Genomic DNA, 20,952 nt, shown 5'->3' with positions numbered 1-20,952 from the left:
GCGGTCTCGCGCTCCCTACCTTCTCCGACCCGGTGCTCGGGCAACGGGCTTGAAGGCACCTCCGAACGAGTGACTTATCGCTCTATCGGGCCGGTTGCGGCTGGTCCCCGGGCCCGGCCGCGGCCGGCGCTGCGACACGGCCGTCACCGGGGAGGCGGGCCTCGTGCGCACCGGGCGGCCGGCCGAGCCAGCGTGCGGCCGCGGCAGCGGTGAGCAGCGTGACGGCTCCGGCGACGACGGCGGTGAGCGTCATCGCGTCCGTGAAGGCCTGGCGCGCGGCGGCCAGCACACCGTCGCGCAGCGGCCCGGGAAGGCGCATCGCCTGTACGGGGACGGACAGCATGCTGTGCTCGGCCGCTTCCGTCACGAGTGCGGGGGCGTGCAGATCGGTGAGGGAGGTGCTGAGCCGGGAGGTGAAGACGGCCGCGAGCAGGGAGCCTTGGACGGCCACCCCGAGGGCGGAGCCGACCTGGCGGGTGGCGTCGTTGATGGCCGAGCCGAGCCCGGCCCGTTCGGTGGCGACCGAGCCCATCACCGATTCGGTGGCCGCTGCCGCCACCAGTCCGGCGCCGACGCCCGCGATCAGCTGGAACGCCGCGCAGTGCGGGTAGCCGGAGTCGGGCGTGGTGGTCGCCAGGACGGCGAAGCCCGCCGTCACCAGCATCAGGCCGCCGACGACGGGGATCCTGCCGCCCAGCCGGGCCCGTACGGGCACCGCGCACACCGCGCCGAGCGCGAGCCCGGCCGGCAGCGGCAGCGTCCGTACACCGGCCTGCCAGGGGCTGAAGCCGAGCACGCCCTGGAGGTAGAGGGTCAGGACGAACAGCGCCCCGAACATGGCGAAGGACATCAGGGCGAGGGCCGCGGCGGCCACTCCGATGCCCGGCACCCGCAGCAGGTACAGCGGGAGCATGGGGGCGGGCGTGCGCAGTTGCCTGCCGACGAAGGCGGCCAGCAGCAGTGCGGCCACGGTGAATCCGGTGAGTGCGGCCGGGCTGGTCCAGCCGCGGTGCGGGCTCTCGGTGATGGACCACACCAGGGCCAGCAGCCCCGCGGCCGACAGTGCGGCGCCGGGCACATCGAAGCCGGCATGCCGCCGCGCCCGGGACTCGGGGACCAGCACGAGCGCCAGGGCGATGATGACGGCGGCCGGCGGCAGGTTGATCCAGAAGGCGGCGCGCCAGGAGGAGTGTTCCACCAGCCAGCCGCCGATGACCGGACCGCACAGGCCGCCCATACCGCCGACCGCGGCCCATACGGCGATCGCCCGGCTGCGCAGGCGGGCTTCGGGGAACAGCTGGTGCAGGACCGCCAGAGTCGCCGGCATCAGCAGGGCCGCCCCGGCACCCATGCAGCAGCGCGCGGCGATCACCTGCCACGGGTGGCCGGCCAGTGCGCCGCCGAGCGAGGCGCCCCCGCAGACCGCCACTCCGCAGACGAAGGAACGCCGCCGGCCCCAGGCATCGGTGAAAGCCCCCGCGGCCAGCACCGTTCCGCCCAGCACCAGGGCGTAGCCGTCCACGATCCACTGCACCTGCGCGGTGGAGGTGTCCAGGTCGCCCTGCAGGTCGGGGACGGCGACATTGAGGACCGTCAGGTCCAGGCCGAGCATGAACAGGCCGAGGCACACCACGGCGGCCGCTCCCATGCGCCGCGCGGGTCCGGCCGGCGCAGCGGCCGTCATGCCGTCGCCACGGGGCGGTTGATGACGGCGCCGAGCGCCCCGGTGAGGTGGTCCACCAGCGCCTTCGTCCCGGTCTGCGGGTAGGTGTGCCCGCCGGGGAAGAGCCGGGGGCTTGCGGGTGTGGTGACCAGGTCGTTCCAGGCCTGGAGTTCCTGCACGGGGGTGACGAGGTCCTGCTCGCCACCGTAGAGAGCCAGCGGCAGATCGAGCGGCGGCTCGGGGCGGTGCCGGTAGTGCAGGAGCAGCAGGCAGTCGGCCAGCAGCGGGGTGCAGGCGGCGGCCATCAGACGGGCGTCGGCGAGCAGTTGCTCGGGGATGGGGCCGACGAGTTCGCGGATGCCCTCCAGGCCGGCCGTCAGGCGCGGCGGCAGCCCGGCGCTGTAGGCATCGATATGCGGCGCCGACAGCGAGGACACCGCCAGCAGTGCGGGCAGGCGGCCGTGGGTGCGCCGCAGATGCCGGCTCGCCTCGTAGGCCAGCAGCGCGCCCGCGCTGTGTCCGAAGACCGCGAACGGGCGGGGGTCGGCCCAGTCGTCCAGCACCGCGGCCAGGCGGGCGCTGAGATACGCGGGGTCGGTCAGCGACGGTTCGGCGGAGCGGGCTCCCCGGCCGGGCAGCGCCACGGAACACGGCTCGATCCAGGACGGCAGCAACGGCACCCACCGCAGATAGCAGTCCGGACCGGCCCCGGCCGGCGGCACCCCGTACAGCCGCAGCGCCGCCTGCGGCCGGGCGTCGAGCACCACGCGCTGCGGCACCGCCGAGGCCGCGACCGTCACCGGCGTCGACTCTTCCGTGAAACCGACACCCATGACATACGCCCTTCGCCTCGCGCTCCACTGGTCCGGGCTCCGCCCTTGCCGCGCAAAGCGCCCCGAACGGGGCGGCGTTCCGCCGTGGGCGCCGGGCCGTCCCGGCGCCCACGGCCGACCGGCCGGCGGCCCCGGGAGCCCTCCGGCCGGGCACACGACTGATGCCCACGCCGACCCTGCACTCCCCCGCCCCCGCACTCCACACACCACGCACGGCGCCGCCGCCCTCTGACACCAACGGCGGCAGCCACCGATGCCGCCGCGGGCGTCCGCCCCGCGGGTCGGCCCCTGGCACAGCCACCGACCCCTCCCATTGCGATGCCTCATCACGAGAGTTATAGTCTCTAACAGAAGTGAGAGAGCAGAGCGCAACGTCGACCACCGGCCGCCAGCCACCGGCCCGTAGAGAAGGAATCAATCGCCATGTCTGCTGCAGAACTTTCCCTCCATGCAGTGCTGGGCGCCGGGCCCGCCGGTACCGCGCTCGCCGGCGAACTCGTCCGCCGCGGCCACGCCGTACGGCTGGTCAGCCGCTCGGCGCCGGAGAGCAGTGCCGAGGGCATCGAGCGGTACGCCGCCGATGTGAGCACGCCGGAGGGGGCGCTGGCCGCCGTCGAGGGCGCCGCCGTGGTGTACCACTGTGTGAACGTCGACTATCACCGCCAGATCGAGGTGATGCCGCAGGTCCAGCGCGCGGTGCTGGCCGCCGTCGAGAGCACGGGTGCCCGCCTGGTCGTCCTGGACACGCTGTACCCGTACGGCCCGACGCGCGGCGAGGTGATGACGGAGGACACTCCGTGGCGGGCGACCAGCCGCAAGGGGCGGATGCGGGCCGAGCTGGACGCGCGCTATCTCGACGCGCACCGAGCGGGCCGCGCCCGGGTCGTCCTCGGCCGGTCGGCGGACTTCGTCGGCCCCGGCGTGCTCAACTCCACGCTCGGCGGGGCGGTCTTCCCCGGCGCGCTGACCGGAGGGGAGGTCCTGGGCATGGGCGACATCGACCTGCCGCACAGCTACACGGACATCCGCGATGTGGCGAGCGGCCTCGCCACCCTCGGCGAGCACCCGGAAGGCGACGGCAGGGTCTGGCATCTGCCCACCGCGCCTGCCGCCACCACCCGCGAGATCCACTCGATGATCGAGGAGCGGGTCTGCCGCCCGCTGCAGCGAGTCGTCCTTCCCGAGCCGCGCCCCTTCGGGCCGTTCGACGCGGCGTTCATGGACGAGTACGCGGAGATGTTCTACCAGCACACCGAGCCGCAGATCATGGACTCCGCGGCCTTCACCCGGACCTTCGGCGTCCACCCGATACCGCTGGCCGCCACCCTCGACGCCACCGTCGACTGGTACCGCGCGCTGCCGGCCGGCGCCCGGAGCTGAGACCGGGACGCGGCATGCCAAAGGCCCGACGCACGGTGCGCCGGGCCTCCGGGCTGCCTGAAGCGGGTCAGGAAGCGCTGGGCGGCGTCGCCGACCACGCCGTCACGGACAGCTCCCCGCCGTCGACGGCCTTGTCGAACGCCACGACGCTGTGCGAATTGCTGCCCGTCGGGGACACCTGCAGGTACTTGGCCTGGGCGGAGGAGGGGCCGGCGTGCGTCCAGACCAGGTCGGCGAAGGCGCTCTTGCCCGGCTTCAGGGTGACCCCGTGTGCACCCGGGTCCTTGGCGAAGTAGGTGTCGCCGTGGTGCGGGGTGGTCTTCAGGGCCGTGTGACCGGCGCCCTCCAGCGCCAGACCCGGGTATCCGCTTATCGCGCACGTGCTCGTGCCGGTGTTGGTGACCTTGAGGTAGGTGCCCTCGTGATTCATTCCGACCTGGCTCGAACCCGCGCTGGTGGTCGTGACCTTCAGCGTCCCCGGCCCGCACGAGCCGGCCGCGCCGGATCCTGCCGCACCGGCCGCGGAAGCCATGCCGGCGCCCGCTCCCACGGCAAGGGCAACAGCGGCGGTGACGGTGGCGGTGGTACGCAGACCACGGATGATCATCAGTCATCAACTCCCTTTTCTCCGGAGCCCGGAGAAACCTCGGTGTGTCCCACCCGCCGTGCGGCCCGCACGGCCCTCCCCCGCCCCCGCGGTGACTCGCACGGGAGAGCCGGCCGCGGGACCGGCCGGTGGGTGGTGGTTCGTTCGTGACCCACCCTGGGTGCCGCCACTGGTGATCGGCTAACGCCTGGCTAACACCCGGAAAACCAGGGAGCGGTCCGGGAAGCGGAGGCGTGCGCGAGGCCGGGAGAGTTCGTGTGGCCGCAGGGGGTTCGCGGGGTACGAGAACCCGCACGTGCCACACGGCTGCGACGCAGATGATGCCCGGACACGATGCGGATTCAGGCGTTCCGATCAGGCGTGCGATGCTGGAGCACCCCTGATCATGGCAAGAAGTGGGAGTGTACGGCACCGTGATGGCAGCGATACGGCGGGCTGGGACGAGAACCTGGGACCGCTTCGCGGCATCCGACCCAGGACTGCTGCGGCTGAAGGCGGGGTTGCGGACGGTCGGGGCGATCGTGCTCACCCTCGTCGTCCTCGCCCTGCTCGGCACCGGCGTCACGCTGATGGTCGCGGGCGCCATGGCGGCCATGGTCGCCACCTTCGCGATCAGGGAGAAGGAGGTACGCGGCCAGGCGATCACGCTGGCGCTGGGCCTGCCCGTCGCGCTGGCCGCCATGTCGCTGGCGGCGCTGCTGCACTCCCTGGTCATCGCCGGTGACGTGTTCTTCGTCCTCCTGATCTTCGGTGCCGTCTACTCCCGGCGGTTCGGCGACCGCGGCACCGCGCTCGGCCTGATCGGCTTTCAGGTCTACTTCGTCTCGCTGTTCGTCCACGCCACCGTCCCCACCCTCCCCGAGCTGTATCTGACCCTGGGCATCGCCTTCGCGTGCAGCGCGGTCGTACGGTTCGCCGTCGTCCCGGAGACGCCCCAGCGCACCCTGAACCGGCTGCGCGAGGCCTTCCGGGCGCGGCTCGCCCAGCTGCTGGCCACCCAGATGGAACTGCTGGACGCCGGCCCCGACGAACTGGACAAGGTCCTCGACGACCTGCGGCGGCACACCGCCCGGCTGCACGAAGCGGCCTTGATGATCCAGGGCCTCCTGGAGGAGGGCACACAGAGCGCCGCCGCGGCGGGACTGGTGCAACGCCGCGTCGCGGATGCCGAGATCGCCGCCGAACGGCTGGGCATGCTGATACTCAACGCCCGCAGCGCCGAGCGGGCGGACACCCTCACCATGCATCTGCCGCACGCCCCCGTGCCGGCCACGGCGACCCGTACCCCGGCCGAGGACGCGTCGACCGTCACCCTGCGCCGGGATCTGAACTCTCTGCTCCTGCTGGTCGCCCGGCGTGCGCCCGACGACCGCGGCACCGCGCTCGCCCATGTGCGCAACAGGCTGCTCGGCTACCGCGACGAGGACAACCTGCCGCGCGCCTCGTCCGTCGTCCAGGACGTCTTCCGCGGGGTCGGTGAGACCGCTCGGGCCGTGCTGGGTCTGCGGCTGGCACTCGACGGGCCGCAGGACGAGTCGGACGACTCCCCGGCCACCACGCGCTCACGTGAGGAGTTCGACGCCGAGGACCTTGCGATCGTCGGTGCCGAGGAGGCCGAAGAGGCGGAGGAGGACCGGACCGGGCTCCGGAGGCCCACCACCCGTGCCGCGTGCCAGGTCGCGGTGGGCTCGACGCTGGCCATCATCGGCGGTGAGTTCCTGTCCAGCCAGCGCTGGTACTGGGCGGTGCTGACCTGCTGGGTCGTCTTCCTCAACACCGCGTCCACGGGCGAGATCCTGGTCAAGGGCTACCGCCGGCTGCTGGGCACGGTCCTCGGGGTGGTCGCCGGTGTCGCGCTTGCCGGGCTGGTCGGCGACCACACCTGGCCCGCGTTCGCCCTCGTGCTGCTCTGCATCTTCGGGATGTACTTCACCGCACCGCTGTCGTATGCGCTGATGTCGTTCTTCGTCACCGCGATGCTCGGGCTGCTCTACACCCTGCTCAACACCTACAGCCTGACCGTGCTGGTGCTGCGCATCGAGGAGACGGCGCTGGGCGCCGCGTGCGGGATCATCGCCGCCGTAGTGGTGCTGCCGGTGCACACGGACCGCCGTACGGACGAGCAGCTGGGCACGGTGCTGGTCCGGCTGCGGGATGTCGTCTCCGCCGCGGTGGAACAGCTCAGCGGCGGGCCGGCCGTCGACCTGCTGGGCAAGGCCCGCGATCTGGACACGGCGCTGGACGATCTCCGTGCCTCCACCCAGCCCCTGACCCATCCGATCACCCCGCTGCGCGTGCGGCGTCGGACCGCCCGGTACCTCGTCGCGCTGCTGGAGACCGCCGCCTACCACGCCCGTTCCCTGGCGGCGACGGCGGAACTCGTGCCGTACAGCAAGACGATCGCGGCCGACCCGCGCCTGGAGCGGGCAGGCCGCCGGATCGCGCAGAACATCGATCTCATCGTCGCCCGCGTGCTGGAGGAGAGCACCGAAGGCGAGGTGGAATCCGGCGTCAGCATCGCGGCGATGCTGGATGCCGCCGGTTCCGAAGCACTGCGATCGGGCACGGTCACCTTCCGTGTGCTGCGCCATCTCCAGCGCCTCGACGAGGGAGTGGTGGGCATCGCCCGCCCGCTCGACGTACCGGTGGCGAGCCCCAAGGGAGGCAATCCCGGCTCAGGACACCAGGCAAGCGGCGCAGCCGATGCCGCAGCGGCTCGTGGGTGACCCGGACTGCCGGGCCCCCGTCCTCGCATCGGTGGGACCGAGCTGCAGCGCAGACCCAGCCGCTCAGCTCGGTCCCCCGTCGATCACCGCGTCGACTTCCACCTCGACGAGCCGATCAGGATCGATGAACCGGGAAACCTCCACGAATGTGCAGGCAGGCCGGACGGAGGCAAAACGCTCGCCGTGGGCCCGTGCGGCCTCTTCCCACTGCGACACGTCAGTCAGCATGATGCGTGTCCGCACCACATCCCCGACCGACGCCCCGGCCACCTGCAACGCCCGCTCGGCGATGTCCAGGCACCGTGCTGTCCGGAGATGGACATCGCCTGGGCCTCCGGCCCGTGCCGGTACCTCCGGGAGGCGTCGGCCGGGTAACTTCAGTCGGCGCTGCCGGCTCCCGCGCGGCAGGCGGGGTGCCCCCAGCCGTCCGGGTTCTTGGTGATGGGCTCGCCTGCCGCGTAGGAGCGTCCGCAGCGGCAGCGGCCGGGGAACTTGGCATTGAGGGTCCGCGTCGCGTTCCCCGTTCGCCGCTTGGGCGAGGACGCCGTCTTTGCCGCCGTACCGGAGCCGCCCCGGCGCGGGCCGGCGGGCCGGGCGGGCTGGGAGGCCGGCGGTGGCTGCGGAGAGCCGAGTTCGCTGCCGGCGGCCTCCTGGACGATCGCTGCCTGGCTGGCGGCCCGGTCGGCGAAGTCGTTAAGCGGATCGCCGTCCACTTGGTGCGCCGGCACATACCGGAACTCCACGGAGCGGTCCGTGAGCAGCGCGTCGATGCGCATCACGAGTTCCTGGTTGGCGACGGGCTTGCCCGCGGCGGTCTTCCAGCCCTTGCGTTTCCAGCCGGGCAGCCAGGTGGTGACGGCCTTCATGGCGTACTGGGAGTCCATCCGGACCTCCAGGGGAACGGCCGGCTCGGTGGCGGCCAGCAGGCGTTCCAGGGCCGTGAGCTCGGCGACATTGTTCGTTGCGGTGCCCAGCGGCCCGGCCTCCCACCGCACGACGGTTCCCTCACCGTCGGCGATGACCCAGGCCCAGCCCGCGGGCCCGGGGTTTCCTTTCGACGCGCCGTCACAGGCGGCGATCACGCGTTCAGCCATGGGCGCGATCATGCCAGCCGGTGACGCACCCGGCGAAGTCGCCTCCGCCGCTGCCCGGTGCCGGTCAGTTGCCTGCCGCCTTCTCCGGGCGGAGTTCACTGGGCCGTACGATCACGAAGCCCTCGCCGTCGAGACGGAGTTGGACCGCCTCGCCGGAGCCGCCGCGGAGCATCGAGCCGAGGCTCTGCGAGCGGTGCAGTGTGGTCTGCAGGCTGCTGCTCCAGCCGACCACGGCGTCGGTGTCGACGAAGACCGGGGACTGCGGGGACACGGGTATGACGAGAGGGTTGCCCTCGCACATCACCGCCAGTTTGCCCTGCCCGCTGAAGACGGAGTTGAAGAGCCCGCCGCCGACCATCCCGGCGCCCTTGACGACCTTGATCTCGTAGGAGAGGGACGGGTCGAAGCACAGCACATTGCGGCCGTTGACGGTGATGCCGTCACCGGGGGCGAGGTCGATGACGAAGCAGTTGGCGGCCTCGTGCGCGAACCACACCTCGCCGCGGCCCCGTACGGCCATCAGTGCCAGCCCCTCGCCGGTGACCGCGCGCTTGAGGAACTTGCCGACGCCCTGCCCCTGCTTCTCGAATTGCAGATCACCGCGGTAGGCGATCATCGAGCCCTGCCGCGCATAACACTCGCCGTCCAGGGTGTACTTGATGGACTTGGCGTTCTGCTGGATCATGCCGGGCGCGGTGGCGGGTGTGGCCATGTTCTCGGCAGAGAAAAGGTCGCTGTTCATGGCCTGCATGCTAAGCGGGGTGCGGGCGGCACACACCGGAACGTCCTGCGCCGGCGGCGAGCGGTGCCACCTGCCCGGTCCGCCTGCCCGGTCCGGGCCACGGAACAACGGCTGAAACCGGATCACGCGACCGTTGGCTTGTAAACAATCGGACACAAGAACACTCAAAATAGGTAAACCACAGCAGTCGGGCGCACCGTGCTCTAGCGTCACGTCCGACACGGAGGCGGTTGTGTGGCCGGGGGGCTCCAGCCGCGCCGGAATGAGGGGACGACCAAGTGGGGGGCCATGGGGTTGTTCGAAGCTGCCGGGTCACGGGTGATGGAATCACCTGCCGGAACAGCCAAGGTGGATCGTGCGCCGCAGCGCAGCGAGGCAGGCAGGCACAGACCGATGGAGCGCTGGCTGGTGCGGCTGGCGTGGGCCGTGGACGCGTTGGGCGCCCTGGTGCCGGTCGGCGTGCTCTGTGCCGTGACGCGACAGCCGCAGCCGTGGCTCACGGCGGTGCTCGCCGGTCTGTCGTGGCTGGCCGTCGGCATGACGAAGAATCGTTACACCAGAGAGGAACTGAGCAACGGCAACACGGTGCTGCCGGTCGTGCGGGACTGGCTGACCATGCTGGGCGTGCTGGCCGTCATCTGTGTCGGGGTGCGCATCGATGTCGACCTCGGGATCTGTGTGCTCGCGCTGCTGCCCTGCCTGGGGCTGAGCATGGTCCGGCGCAGACTCGTCCACCGGTATCTGCTGGCCATGCGCCGCCGTGCGCAGGCGCTGCGACGCGTCCTGGTCGTCGGGGAGGCGGGCGCCGTCGATGTGGTGCTCGCGGAGCTGGCGCACCGTACCGACCACGAATATGTCGTCGTCGGCAGCTGCCTCGTGGGAGAGGAAGCCACTGACTCGGCGCTGCCCGTCCCCGCCCGGCTCGCGTGCGACGGGGAGGCCCCCGAGGGGGCGCCGGACGGGGAGATCGTCCTCAGGTGCGCCGCGCAGCTCGATGCCGATCTCGTCTTTGTGGCGCCGGGGCGTCAGCTCTCCGCCGCACGGGTGCGCCGACTGGCCTGGGCGCTGCACGACGGGGGGCGGAATCTGGCCATACTTCCCGGCCTCATCGATGTGTCACAGCACCGGGTCCGGCTCGCCGAGGCGGCGGGGCTGACGGTGATGCACATCGACCCGGCGGGCCAGCGGGGGCTTCCGGTGTTACTGAAGCAGGTCACCGACCGGTTGGGTGCCCTGCTGCTGCTCGTGCTGCTCTCCCCCGTCTTCGCCGCCGTGGCCGCGGCCATAAGGCTCACCACCGCCGGCCCGGTGTTCTACTGGCAGATCCGGATCGGCCGGGATCTGATGCCGTTCCGGATGTGGAAGTTCCGCACGATGGTGGTCGCCGCCGACCGGATGCGGGGCGCGCTGGAGCCGGCGAACGAGAACGACGGGGCGATGTTCAAGATCCGAAGAGACCCCCGGGTGACCCGGGTGGGCCGTGTGCTGCGGCGCTTCTCGCTGGACGAACTGCCCCAGCTGTTCAACGTCCTGGCCGGTCATATGTCCTTGGTCGGGCCGCGGCCGCCGCTTCCCGAGGAGGTCGAGCGGTACGACGGGACCGAGATCCGCCGCTTATCCGTCAAGCCGGGGCTGACCGGTCTGTGGCAGGTCAGCGGGCGGTCGGACCTCTCCTGGGACGAGACCGTCGCACTGGATCTGAGCTATGTGGACAACTGGTCCTACGGCAGGGACATCGGTGTGCTGGTCCGGACCGTGCGCGCCGTGGTGGACGGGCGCGGTGCCTACTAGGGACACAGGGCTCCGGTGTGCGGCCGGCGCCTCACCGTGGGGCGGGCGCCGGACGCACACCAGGGGACGGGCCCGCTCACACCCGGGCCGCCTCCTCCTGCCACGCCCGGTAGGTGCTTGCGATGCCCTCGGCCAGCGGGATGGTGGGCGACCAGCCCAGCGCACGCATCCTGCTGATGTCGAGCAGCTTGCGCGGGGTGCCGTCGGGCCGGGACGGGTCGAAGGCGATCCGTCCCTCGTAGCCCACCGCGGAGGCGACACAGGACGCGAGGTCGGCGATGGTCAGGTCCTCGCCGCAGCCGACGTTGACGGTGTCGTCGCCGTCATAGCGGCGCAGCAGCACCTCGCAGGCCGCGGCCAGGTCGTCGACGTGCAGGAATTCGCGCAGCGGGGTGCCGGTGCCCCAGAGGGTGAGTTCTTCCTGCCCCTTCTCCTTCGCCTCGTGGAAGCGGCGGATGAGCGCGGGCAGCACGTGCGAGGTTTCCAGGTCGAAGTTGTCGCCGGGGCCGTAGAGGTTCGTCGGCATGGCGGAGATGTAGGAGGCTCCGTACTGCCGGCGGTAGGACCGGATCTGGACCAGTCCGGCGATCTTGGCTATCGCGTATGCCTCGTTGGTGGGTTCCAACGGCCCGCTCAGCAGGGCGTCTTCGGTGATGGGCTGCGTGGCGTGCTTGGGGTAGATGCAGCTCGATCCGAGGAACAGCAGGCGGCGGACTCCGGCCTGGTGCGCACCGGCGATGACGCTGAGCTGGATGCTCAGGTTGTCCTCCAGGAACTGCACGGGGTAGGTGCTGTTGGCCATGATTCCGCCGACTTTGGCGGCCGCCAGGACGACGGCATCGGGCCGGGCCGCGCGCAGGAACTCCGCGGTGGCATCGGCATCTCGCAGGTCGAGCTCCGCGTGCGTACGGGTCACCACGTCATAGCCCTGGGCGGTCAGCCGTCGGGCCACGGCGGATCCCACCAGGCCTCGGTGGCCCGCGACGAAGACACGGGCGGGTGTGGGCAGCAAGTCATCCATGGGGCGGATTGTGTCAGTCATCCCGATACGCCCACCGGCTATTTCAGGAAATATCTGCCGCACTCCGCTCTCGACCACCGGCCACGGAGCAGGTAGCGTCCACGCCCCGCGGTCCGCCGGCGCGTGGGAAATCCATTGATCGATCCCGATGTACATCACTTCTCGTGGGGGGAAGCCATGCCGAAAACCGCGGTCATCACAGGAATCACCGGACAGGACGGTTCCTATCTCGCCGAATTGCTGCTCGGTAAGGGCTATGAGGTGCACGGGCTGATGAGGCGCTCGTCGAGCTTCAACACCGAGCGCATCGACCACATCTACCAGGACCCGCACACCCCGGACCGCAGACTGCTGCTGCACCACTGCGACCTCTCGGACGGGGTCGCCCTGGTGAACCTGCTGCGCGATGTGCAGCCCGACGAGGTCTACAACCTCGGGGCGCAGTCCCATGTCCGGGTCTCCTTCGACGCTCCCCTCTACACCGGCGATGTGACCGGACTGGGCGCCGTACGACTGTTGGAGGCCATCCGCGCCAGCGGGGTGCAGACCCGGCTCTACCAGGCCTCGTCCTCGGAGATGTTCGGCGCCACCCCGCCGCCGCAGAACGAGGCGACGCCCTTCCACCCGCGCAGCCCGTACGGCTGCGCCAAGGTGATGGCGTACTGGTCCACGGTCAACTACCGCGAGGCGTACGGGCTGTTCGGCGTGAACGGCATTCTCTTCAACCACGAGAGCCCGCGGCGGGGCGAAACCTTCGTCACCCGCAAGATAACCCGCGCGGTGGCCCGCATACAGGCAGGACTGCAGGAACACCTCTACCTGGGCAACCTCGACGCCGTCCGCGACTGGGGCTACGCCCCGGAGTACGTGGAGGCCATGTGGCTGATGCTCCAGCGGGAGGAGCCCGACGACTATGTCGTGGCGACCGGTGTGGCCGCGACCGTGCGCGACTTCCTGCAGGCCGCCTTCGCCACCGTGGAGCTGGACTGGGAGCGCTATGTGCGCTTCGACCCGAAGTACGAGCGGCCCTCCGAAGTGGACGCGCTCATCGGCGACGCATCAAAGACAAAGAGCCTGCTGGACTGGTCGGCGAAGGTGCAGTTCGACGAACTCGCGCGGATCATGGTCGAGTCGGATGTACGGCAGCTGGCGGACGAACTCTCCGGCCACCGGGTGCGGGTGGACCGATGACCTCTCCGTCCACCTCCACCTCCACTTCTGCCGCCACCGACCGCCGGCTGCGCGGTTTCACCGGCGCCGGTTACGACAAGGGCCGGGGGCTGCTGACGCAGGCCGCCTGGTTCGCCGTGCTGAACCTGGTGTTCATGAAGTGGTGGTGCCCGCCGCGGCTGCGGCCCCCGCTGCTGCGGGCCTTCGGCGCCCGCATCGGCGAACGGGTGCTGATCCGGCACCGGGTGCGGGTGCAGTGGCCGTGGAAGCTGACGGTCGGCGACGACGTCTGGATCGGCGAGGACTCCTGGCTGATCAACCTGGAGCCGATCAGCATTGCCCGTGACGTCTGTGTGTCCCAGGGCGCCGTGCTGTGCACCGGAAGCCATCAACGGCGCTCGCCCACCTTCGAGTTCGACAATGCGCCGATCCATCTGGCGGAGGGGTCCTGGGTGGCTGCCCGCGCCATGGTGCTGCGCGGCGTCACCGTCGGGGCGGGTGCGGTGGTCGGCGCCGGCGTGGTGGCCCACCGCGATGTGCCCCCGGGGGCCGTGCACACCACCGGGGGTGCGGTATGAGGGTCACCCATGTCGTGACCCTGGTCAGCGACGACGGGGCGTACGGCGGCCCGGTGAGCGTGGCCACCGGGCAGCTGGGCGAACTGGCCTCGCGCGGCCACGGGGTGGAGCTGGTCTCGCTGTGGCGGGGGCGGGGCGCGCCCCCGCGGTCCGTGGACGGAGTGCCGCTCCGCGCCCGGCCGGCCCGCACCCTGGTACCGGGGCAGGGGTTCCTCGGCCTGTTCCACCCGGGGCTGGTGCCGCTGCTCTGGCGAAGTGCCGGCCGGGCGGAGGCGCTGCATCTGCACGCCGGGCGCGATCTGGTCTCGCTGGCCGCGCTCGCGGTGGCCGTGGTGCGCCGCCGCCCCTTCGTGGTGCAGACACACGGCATGGTCCAGCCGCGCCGCTCGGCGGTGGCCTGGATCTTCGACCGGGTGTACGTCCCGCTGCTGCGCCGGTCGGCGGCGGCACTGGTGCTCACCGACGAGGAAGAGGCCGGCCTGCGGCAGGTGCTGGGGCCGCGCGGACCACGCCTGGTCAGGCTCCCCAACGGAGTCCGCGTACGGGCCGGCGACACGGACCGGAGTGCGGCCGATGTGCTCTTCCTCGCCCGCCTGCAGAGCCGCAAACGGCCCGAGGCCTTCGTGCGGATGGCGGCGCTGGTGCACCGCAAGCGGCCCGAGGTGTCCTTCACTCTGCACGGTTCGGACGAGGGGCGGCTCGCGGAGGTCCGCCGGCTGATCGCCGGGGAAGGGCTCGGCGAGGTGGTGACGTACGGCGGGGCCCTCGACCACGACGCCGCCGTGCGACGGACCGCGCGGGCCACGGTGTACGTCCTGCCCAGCGTCGACGAACCGTTCCCGATGAGCGTGCTGGAGTCCTTGGCGGTGGGCACGCCGGTGGTGTGCACGGACAGCTGCGGTATCGCCCCGGCCCTCCGGCGGCGCGAGGCCGCTCTGGTGACCGACGGTTCGCCGGAACAGCTGGCGGATGCGGTGCTGCAACTCCTGGAGGACGGCCCGCTGCGGGAGCGCGTCTCCCGCGCGGGCCGGGAGGCCGTCGAGGCGGAGTTCTCGCTGGCGGCCGTGGCCGACCGGCTGGAGGAGCTGTACGGCTCGCTCACCCGGCCCGGCGCCGGGTGATCCGGGGCGGCGGGGACGGACACCGCCCCCGCCGCCCGCGGCTACCGGCCCGTCGTCGCGCGCCGCAGCAGCGCCGTGATCCGCTCCAGACCGGCCCGGCTGCTCAGCCGCTCCTCGACGTACCGCGGGCCCCGGGCTCCCAGCCGGGCCGCCCGCTCCGGGTCGTCGGCAAGCGCCCGGACCTCCGCCAGCAGCGCCTTCGGGTCCTCCGGCGCGATCACCGACCCGGCCCCCGCACGCAGCACCTCCTGGGCGGTCCCCCCTTCGGCGGCCACCGACGCGATCACCGGCCGGCCCGTCATGAAGTACGAGGTGAGCTTGGACGGCAGGCTCATGTCCAGTACGGAGGCCTTCTGGGTCACCGCGAGGACATCGGCGGCGGCAAGCACCTCGGGGAACTCCGCGGTGCCGGCGGGCGGCAGGAAGGACAGCGAGGAGACGCCCGCGGCGAGCCGTTGCAGGTGTGCGCGCTGGTTGCCGTCACCCATCAGCACGATCCGTACCGGCGCGGCGTCCTGATCGGCGAGCCGGGCGGCCTCGACCAGTACCTCCAGTCCCTGCTTGAGTCCCATGTTGCCGGCGTGCAGCACCACGGTCTCCTCCGAGGACCAGCCCAGCCGCTCCCGGGTCCGCTCACGGTCGCCGCTCGGGCCCTCCACATGGGTCCAGTTGGGCACCACCTGCACCCGGTCGCGCGGCACGCCCATGGCCGTGACCCGGTCCACGAACGATTCGTGCACCACCCCGACGACGGCCGCCCCCCGCAGGACCCTGGCCTCCACCGCTCCGGCCAGGGCGGCGGCCCGGCCACCGCCCTGGATGCCGCTCTGTTCGGCGGCGGCCCCCATCAGGTCCTGGACGACGACGACATGAGGTACCCCCGCCTGCCGTGCGAGCCGCCCGCCCAGCACTCCACCGGCCAGGCTGGGCATCTGGGTCAGCACCACATCGGGTCGGATACGCGGTGGTGCCACGGCGCCGTGCGCCAGGATGCCGGCCTCGAACAGCGCGCGGCGCAGGGCGGTCTGACGCGACGGCACGGTGTGGCGCCGGCGGTGCACCGTGACCCCGCCGCGGCGCTCCCGTATCCGCCACCGGCCGCGATAGCCCTCCGCCACCCGCCAGGCCGGGTAGTGCGGCATGCCCGCGAGGACATGGGTGTCGGCGCCGGATGCGGCCAAGTGCTCGGCTATCTGTGTCGAGTACGGCCCAATACCGGTGTGTTCGGGCGCGTAGTTGGTCGAGACCACCAGCACACACCGGCCCGCAAACGAGTCTTCCAAGTCTGGCCCCCTCAGGATGTGCGGTCATCGTAGGAGCCCGCCGGGGCCCGCGGGCTGTGAATTGGGTTGCGATTGTGTCCCGAAGGCGACCTTGTTCTCCCGGTGTCCCTTAGATTGTGATCGCTGGTGGGGAGTTGGGGGGAGGTGAGCCGATGAGGCAGGGGATGCGGCCGGATACCGCGGCGCCGGTGCGTGGCATCGCCGCACTGTGCTGCTGGGCGCTGCTGCTGGTGGTGCTGCTGCCGGTGCTCATCCTGCAGTCGCTGGACGCCCGCTTCGGTGCGGCGCTCGCCGTGCAGTGCGTGGTGGTGCTGCACACCGGTGGGGCGCTGGCCCGGGTGCTGACGGATGTCCGGGCCCGGGTGATCGCCTTCGGCTTCTGGCTCTTCGCCTATGTCTGGCTGGGCCTTGCGCCGCTGGCCATGCTCGCGACGGATGCGTATCCGCGGGGGTTCATGGTCGACGCGCACACCGCGTTCCTGACAACGGCCGTGGTGGAGACGGGACTTCTGGCCTACAGCGCGGGCTCGGCGCTGGCGTCGTGGCGGTCGGCGCGCTCCTCCGTGGTCCTCGAACCGCTGCTCGCCCGCCGGCTGTCGCCGGTGCGGGTGCTGCTGCTGTGCGGCCTGGCACTGCTGCTGGCCGTCGTGCTGATCCCCGGTCAGGGCGGGCTGTCGGCCTTCTTCCTGAGCCGGCAGGCGGCCAACGAGGCGGCGGCAGCGGCGGAGCCGGCCGGTTCCGCGGACCGGGCGATGGCGGCCTGGGCCCTTTCGGTACCGGCCTTCTGGGCACTGGTGGCGCTGGTGCACGTACCGCGGTTCTCCGAGGGCGACCGGACCCTGCGCGGCTTACGGTGGCTGCTGCTGCCGCTGCTGATCGCGGTGAACGTCGTGGTCAACAACCCCATCAGCCAGCCGCGTTTCTGGGCCGGAACGGTTCTGCTGGCGCTGGTCTTCAGTGCGTCCTGGCTGCAGGGGCCGCGCGCCTTCCGCTTCGGTGCGGCGGCCGTGGCGGCCGTGGTGCTGGTGGTCTTCCCGTACAGCGACTACTTCCGCTACGACAAGCGGGAAGAGGTCCATGTGGTCTCGCTCGCCGAGCAGTTCACCTCCAACGGCGACTATGACGCGTTCCAGCAGATCGAGACGGGTGTGGACTACGTCCGTACCCATGGCTTCACCCCGACGGCGGCGCTGGGTCCGCCGCTGTTCTTCGTGCCGCGCGCCGTATGGTCCGGCAAGCCCGACGACGCGGGCATCCTGCTCGCCCGGCACGCGGGCTACACCTTCACCAACCTGTCCGCGCCGCTGTGGGTCGAGACCTATATGTGGGCCGGTTTCCCGTCGGTCATCGCGGTCTTCGGCCTGGTCGGCGCGGTGGGGCGGCGTATCGACCTCCTCCGGCACCGGCTGCGGCGGCGCCGGGGCACCCTCGCGGCGCTGCTGGTGCCCGCCTTCGGCTTCTACCAGCTGGTGTTGCTGCGCGGCAGTCTGATGGCCATCGTGGGCCCGCTGGCGCTGCTGGTGTGCATTCCCCTACTGATCACCCGTAAGGCGGGGCGGCGGATCCTGCCGCCGGCCGCGCAGGAGACCGCGAGCGCCCCGGCATCCCCGGCGGACCGCGTCACCTCACCTCAACCCACAGGAGGAGCACGTACGTGAGCGTCTTCGACGAGCCCGCGGAGGAGCCGGACCAGATCCGCGACCAGCTGCGCCAGCTCCTCCGCTATCGCGCCTTGCTGGTACTCGGGCTGGTGCTGGGCATGCTCGGCGGCGCCGCCGTGTCCTTGCTGGGCGGCTCGACGTACACGGCGACGGGTGAGGTGGTGGTGCATGCGATCAGTACGGCGCCCTTCGAGGCCGGCGGTGTCTCGGTGGACAAGCAGATCAGCATGGGCACCGAACGGCAGATCGCCCAGAGCGCGTCGGTCGCGGCCGGTGCGGCCAAGGCCCTCAAGCTGGACGCCGACCCGGCCAAGCTCCAGCGCGATCTGCGGGTGAGCAATCCGCCCGAGACCCAGACCCTGATGTTCGAGTACAGCGCGGACACCGCGGACCGCGCGTCCGCACTCGTCAACGCCTTTGTGCACGCGTACCTCGACTACCGGCAGGACGCCGCGACCCAGCGGATCGACAAGACCGTCAACAAGCTCGGCGAGGAGCTGAAGCCGCTTCAGGAGCAGCGCAAGGTCCTGGACCGGCGGATCGCGGGAGCGAGCGGGTCGGGGCGGGCCACCGACGAGTCCGAGCGCAGCAACCTGGTGTCGGAGATAGCGGATCTGCAGGGCCGGATCTCCAGCCTGAAGTCCCTCGACACCACGCCCGGTGACATCGTCCGCAAGGGCGATCCGCCCGCCTTCCCGTCCAGTCCCGGTCTCATCGTGCTGCTGCTGGCGGGCGCCGTGATCGGGCTGGTGCTGGGCATCCTGGCGGCCTGGGTCCGCTCGGTGCTGGAACCGCGGGTCAGGTCGGTGGCGGATGTGCAGGACAACCTGCGGGCTCCGGTGCTCGGCATCCTGCCGCGCCGGCAGGGGGGAACGGAGCTGCTGGAGGTCGGCCGGAGCGGCCGCGGCAACCGCGCGGAGGCCTACCGCACCATCGCCTTCCGGCTGGTGCACGACCAGCGGTTCGCCGGGCGGGGCAGTCTGCTGATCGTCGCGCCCCGGGAGAACGCGGACGCCGTGTCGGTCGCGGTCAACCTGGCCGGTGCGTTCGCCGAGATCGGCAACGACATCCTGCTGGTCGAGGCCGATCTGCGCACCCCCCGGCTCGCCCAGCGGCTGCCGGTGCACCCCGGCCACGGCCGGCCGGTGCCGGGCAGCTGGGCGGACGGCGAACGGCTCGCCGTGGACGCGGGCGTCGACGGGCGTTTCGATCTGCTGCCCGGCCGGGAGGTCCCCAACCCGGCGCGCACCCTGTCCTCTCCGCAGTTCGCCCGGCTGCTCAACACGCCGTCGGGGCCGAACGAGAATGTCGTGGTCATCACGGGGCCGCTGCTGTCGCATGCGGACGGGCTGGCCGTCGCCAAGCAGGCGGCGGGCGTCGTGGTGGTGTGCGATATGAACGAGGTCCGCCGGGACGACCTGGACCGGGTGTGGGAGCTGATCACCACGGCCGGCGGGCACATCCTGGGTGCCGTCCTGGACAAGGGCAGCCACGGGCCGTCGCTGCGCCGGCTGACGGACGGCGGACCCACCCACCGCAAGCGCGGCCGGAGCCGCGGCCGCGCCGCCGTGGTGGCACCGCCGCCTCAGCTGCCCGGCCCGCCGCCGCCCGCCGCCGGCCCCGCGCCGGCGGACAGAGCGCCCCTGGACGCCGACACCACCTCGCTGCGCAGGTGACGGCCATCCGCCCGGCGGACTCCGGCCGGCCCGCGTCGACGGCCCCCGGACCGGCCGCGGGCGGCGGGCGCGGGGTCGCCACGACCGCCCGCGGCAGCCTCTTCGGCCTGGCGGGCTCGGCGGCGAACGCGCTGTTCGGGTTCGTCCTCGTCGCCGTGGTCACCCATGGGTTAGGGGCCCGCGGGGCCGGCGCGGTCTTCACCGGCGTCGCGGCCTTCACCATCCTGAGCAATACGCTCAAGCTGGGGGCCGATACCGCCCTGGTCCGCTTCGTCTCCCGGGACCTCGAACTCAGCGGCGGGGGCGGGGTACCGGGGCTGCTGCGCATCTCGGTGCTGCCGACTCTGCTGGCGAGCACCGCGGGGGCGGCGGCGCTGCTGTTCTCCCCGGGGCTCGCCGGCCTGCTGCTGCCCGATCTGGAACCGGGGCAGGCCGCCGCGCTGATCCGGCTGTTCGCGGTGTTCCTGCCGGTGACGACGGTGGCGTTGGTGCTGCTCGGGGCCACCCGGGGGTACGGCTCGGTGGTGCCCTTCGTGGGCGTCGAGCAGATCGGCAAACCGGCACTGCGGGTCCTGCTCGCGGTGCCGCTGGTCCTCCTCGCGCCGAGTGTGACCGCGCTCTCCGCGGCCTGGCTGGTGCCGGGGGTGCTGGGTGCGGTGGCGGCCTGCCTCTCGCTGCGCAGGTCCCGCCGTACGCATCCGGGCACCGGCCGGCCGCCGCCGCAGGCACGGGAGTTCTGGGCGTTCGCCGGTCCGCGGGCCATCTCCTCGGTGTTCGACATCACCGCGGTGTGGACCGGGGTGATCCTGCTGTCGGTCCTGGGCACCGCCGCCGAGGCCGGCGTCTACACCGCGATCGGGCGTCTGGTCACCGCGGGGACGCTGCTCCAACTGGCGATCCGGCTGGCGGTGGCTCCCCAGATCAGCCGGCTGCTCGCGGGCGGCGACGCCCCCGGCGCCCGGCATCTGCACCGGCTGTCGACGCGCTGGATCGCGCTCTTCTCCTGGCCCGTCTTCCTGGTCCTCGCCGCCTACCCACGGACCGTGCTGTCGCTCTTCGGGCCCGGCTTCTCCGGTGGGGCGACGGGCCTGGTGGTACTGGCGGCCGCCTGTCTGGTGAACGTCGGCGTGGGCAACGCGCAGACGGTCATCCTCATGGCCGGCCGGAGTGTCTGGAATCTGGCTGTCGCCGGCGCCGCGTTCGTGGTCCAACTGGGCAGCGCCGTATGGCTGGTTCCCCGCTACGGGGTGCTGGGCGCGGCGGTGTCCTGGGCCCTGGCGATCGTGGTAGACAACGGCGCCTCGGCGCTGCTGGCCCGCTACCGGCTGGGCTTTCGCACCGTCGACCGCGGCTATGCGGGTGCCGCGCTGGTCGGCGTCGTGGCGGTGGCGCTCCCGGTGTTCGCCATGCGGACATTTCTCGGCGACAGCGTTCCTGGCGCGTTCTTGGGAATTGTTTTGTCGATTGGGGCTTTCGGGGCCGCCATCTGGCGCTATCGTTTGCCGCTGGGGGTAGGGGAGTTCTTCGGGGCGCTGCGCAAGCGTGGTTCGGAAAACTCGCGGTGAACATCGGGGCTCATTTCCGCACAGAAATCGTCTCGTTCCCG

The 20,952-nt window shown here is 71.8% G+C and carries 17 protein-coding genes; 9 read left to right on the top strand and 8 right to left on the bottom strand.

Translation table 11 applies throughout. The features are described 5' to 3' along the window. Positions 1-82: 82 nt before the first annotated feature. Both ABR737_RS42425 and ABR737_RS42420 read right to left on the bottom strand, forming a co-directional pair. Positions 83-1,684 (bottom strand): MFS transporter, encoded by a 1,602-nt coding sequence (locus ABR737_RS42425; RefSeq protein ID WP_350256471.1) that lies wholly within the window; start codon positions 1,682-1,684, stop codon positions 83-85. Then, positions 1,681-2,496: a thioesterase II family protein gene (locus ABR737_RS42420; protein ID WP_350256470.1), complete on the bottom strand. Its 816-nt coding sequence runs from the start codon at positions 2,494-2,496 to the stop codon at positions 1,681-1,683. The genes ABR737_RS42425 and ABR737_RS42420 overlap by 4 nt, the downstream gene beginning before the upstream one ends. Positions 2,497-2,919: 423 nt before the next feature. Between ABR737_RS42420 and ABR737_RS42415 the strand changes: the two genes are divergently transcribed. Then, positions 2,920-3,876 (top strand): NAD-dependent epimerase/dehydratase family protein, encoded by a 957-nt coding sequence (locus ABR737_RS42415; protein WP_350256469.1) that lies wholly within the window; start codon positions 2,920-2,922, stop codon positions 3,874-3,876. Positions 3,877-3,943: 67 nt separating this feature from the next. On the opposite strand, the gene ABR737_RS42410 is transcribed toward ABR737_RS42415, so the two are convergent. After that, positions 3,944-4,483, bottom strand: a complete 540-nt coding sequence (locus ABR737_RS42410) for a DUF4232 domain-containing protein (RefSeq protein WP_350256468.1) — start codon at positions 4,481-4,483, stop codon at positions 3,944-3,946. A 416-nt stretch (positions 4,484-4,899) separates the two neighbouring features. Between ABR737_RS42410 and ABR737_RS42405 the strand changes: the two genes are divergently transcribed. Next, positions 4,900-7,209: an FUSC family protein gene (locus ABR737_RS42405; RefSeq protein ID WP_350256467.1), complete on the top strand. Its 2,310-nt coding sequence runs from the start codon at positions 4,900-4,902 to the stop codon at positions 7,207-7,209. A 63-nt stretch (positions 7,210-7,272) separates the two neighbouring features. Here ABR737_RS42405 and ABR737_RS42400 read toward each other — a convergent pair whose 3' ends face one another. Genes ABR737_RS42400 through ABR737_RS42390 form a run of 3 tightly spaced genes read right to left on the bottom strand, consistent with a single transcriptional unit; the run spans position 7,273 to position 9,045 of the window. Then, positions 7,273-7,590: a Rid family hydrolase gene (locus ABR737_RS42400; protein WP_350257135.1), complete on the bottom strand. Its 318-nt coding sequence runs from the start codon at positions 7,588-7,590 to the stop codon at positions 7,273-7,275. Next, positions 7,587-8,315: a ribonuclease H family protein gene (locus ABR737_RS42395; RefSeq protein WP_350256466.1), complete on the bottom strand. Its 729-nt coding sequence runs from the start codon at positions 8,313-8,315 to the stop codon at positions 7,587-7,589. Before ABR737_RS42395 ends, ABR737_RS42400 begins: the two co-directional genes overlap by 4 nt. 52 nt (positions 8,316-8,367) lie before the next feature. Then, positions 8,368-9,045 (bottom strand): AIM24 family protein, encoded by a 678-nt coding sequence (locus tag ABR737_RS42390; protein WP_350256465.1) that lies wholly within the window; start codon positions 9,043-9,045, stop codon positions 8,368-8,370. Positions 9,046-9,438: 393 nt separating this feature from the next. Between ABR737_RS42390 and ABR737_RS42385 the strand changes: the two genes are divergently transcribed. After that, positions 9,439-10,836 carry a sugar transferase gene (locus ABR737_RS42385; protein ID WP_350256464.1) on the top strand — a complete coding sequence of 466 codons (1,398 nt, stop codon included), beginning with the start codon at positions 9,439-9,441 and terminating at the stop codon, positions 10,834-10,836. A 76-nt stretch (positions 10,837-10,912) separates the two neighbouring features. Here ABR737_RS42385 and ABR737_RS42380 read toward each other — a convergent pair whose 3' ends face one another. After that, a complete protein-coding gene (locus ABR737_RS42380; protein ID WP_350256463.1) occupies positions 10,913-11,857 on the bottom strand; it encodes a GDP-L-fucose synthase family protein in 945 nt (314 codons plus the stop codon). Positions 11,858-12,034: 177 nt separating this feature from the next. Between ABR737_RS42380 and gmd the strand changes: the two genes are divergently transcribed. From gmd to ABR737_RS42365, 3 genes are read left to right on the top strand one after another with little or no spacing between them, the layout of a single operon-like run. Beyond that, positions 12,035-13,048: a GDP-mannose 4,6-dehydratase gene (gmd, locus tag ABR737_RS42375; RefSeq protein ID WP_350256462.1), complete on the top strand. Its 1,014-nt coding sequence runs from the start codon at positions 12,035-12,037 to the stop codon at positions 13,046-13,048. After that, a complete protein-coding gene (locus tag ABR737_RS42370; protein ID WP_350256461.1) occupies positions 13,045-13,605 on the top strand; it encodes an LbetaH domain-containing protein in 561 nt (186 codons plus the stop codon). The genes gmd and ABR737_RS42370 overlap by 4 nt, the downstream gene beginning before the upstream one ends. After that, positions 13,602-14,726: a glycosyltransferase gene (locus tag ABR737_RS42365; RefSeq protein WP_350256460.1), complete on the top strand. Its 1,125-nt coding sequence runs from the start codon at positions 13,602-13,604 to the stop codon at positions 14,724-14,726. The genes ABR737_RS42370 and ABR737_RS42365 overlap by 4 nt, the downstream gene beginning before the upstream one ends. Before the next feature lie 41 nt (positions 14,727-14,767). Here ABR737_RS42365 and ABR737_RS42360 read toward each other — a convergent pair whose 3' ends face one another. Beyond that, positions 14,768-15,976, bottom strand: a complete 1,209-nt coding sequence (locus ABR737_RS42360) for a glycosyltransferase (protein WP_350257134.1) — start codon at positions 15,974-15,976, stop codon at positions 14,768-14,770. A gap of 185 nt (positions 15,977-16,161) precedes the next feature. Here ABR737_RS42360 and ABR737_RS42355 point away from each other — a divergent pair, with 185 nt between their 5' ends. The 3 genes from ABR737_RS42355 to ABR737_RS42345 are packed head-to-tail and all read left to right on the top strand — an operon-like array spanning position 16,162 to position 20,911. Beyond that, complete coding sequence (locus ABR737_RS42355) at positions 16,162-17,667, top strand: hypothetical protein (protein ID WP_350256459.1); 1,506 nt, start codon at positions 16,162-16,164, stop codon at positions 17,665-17,667. Beyond that, complete coding sequence (locus tag ABR737_RS42350) at positions 17,664-19,346, top strand: polysaccharide biosynthesis tyrosine autokinase (protein ID WP_350256458.1); 1,683 nt, start codon at positions 17,664-17,666, stop codon at positions 19,344-19,346. Before ABR737_RS42355 ends, ABR737_RS42350 begins: the two co-directional genes overlap by 4 nt. After that, the gene (locus ABR737_RS42345) at positions 19,343-20,911 is read left to right on the top strand and encodes an oligosaccharide flippase family protein (RefSeq protein WP_350256457.1); all 1,569 of its coding nucleotides are present in this window, start codon (positions 19,343-19,345) and stop codon (positions 20,909-20,911) included. The genes ABR737_RS42350 and ABR737_RS42345 overlap by 4 nt, the downstream gene beginning before the upstream one ends. Positions 20,912-20,952: the final 41 nt, after the last annotated feature.

Source organism: Streptomyces sp. Edi2, assembly GCF_040253635.1.
Lineage (GTDB): Bacteria > Actinomycetota > Actinomycetes > Streptomycetales > Streptomycetaceae > Streptomyces.
This window is presented reverse-complemented; position numbering and strand designations above follow the sequence as displayed.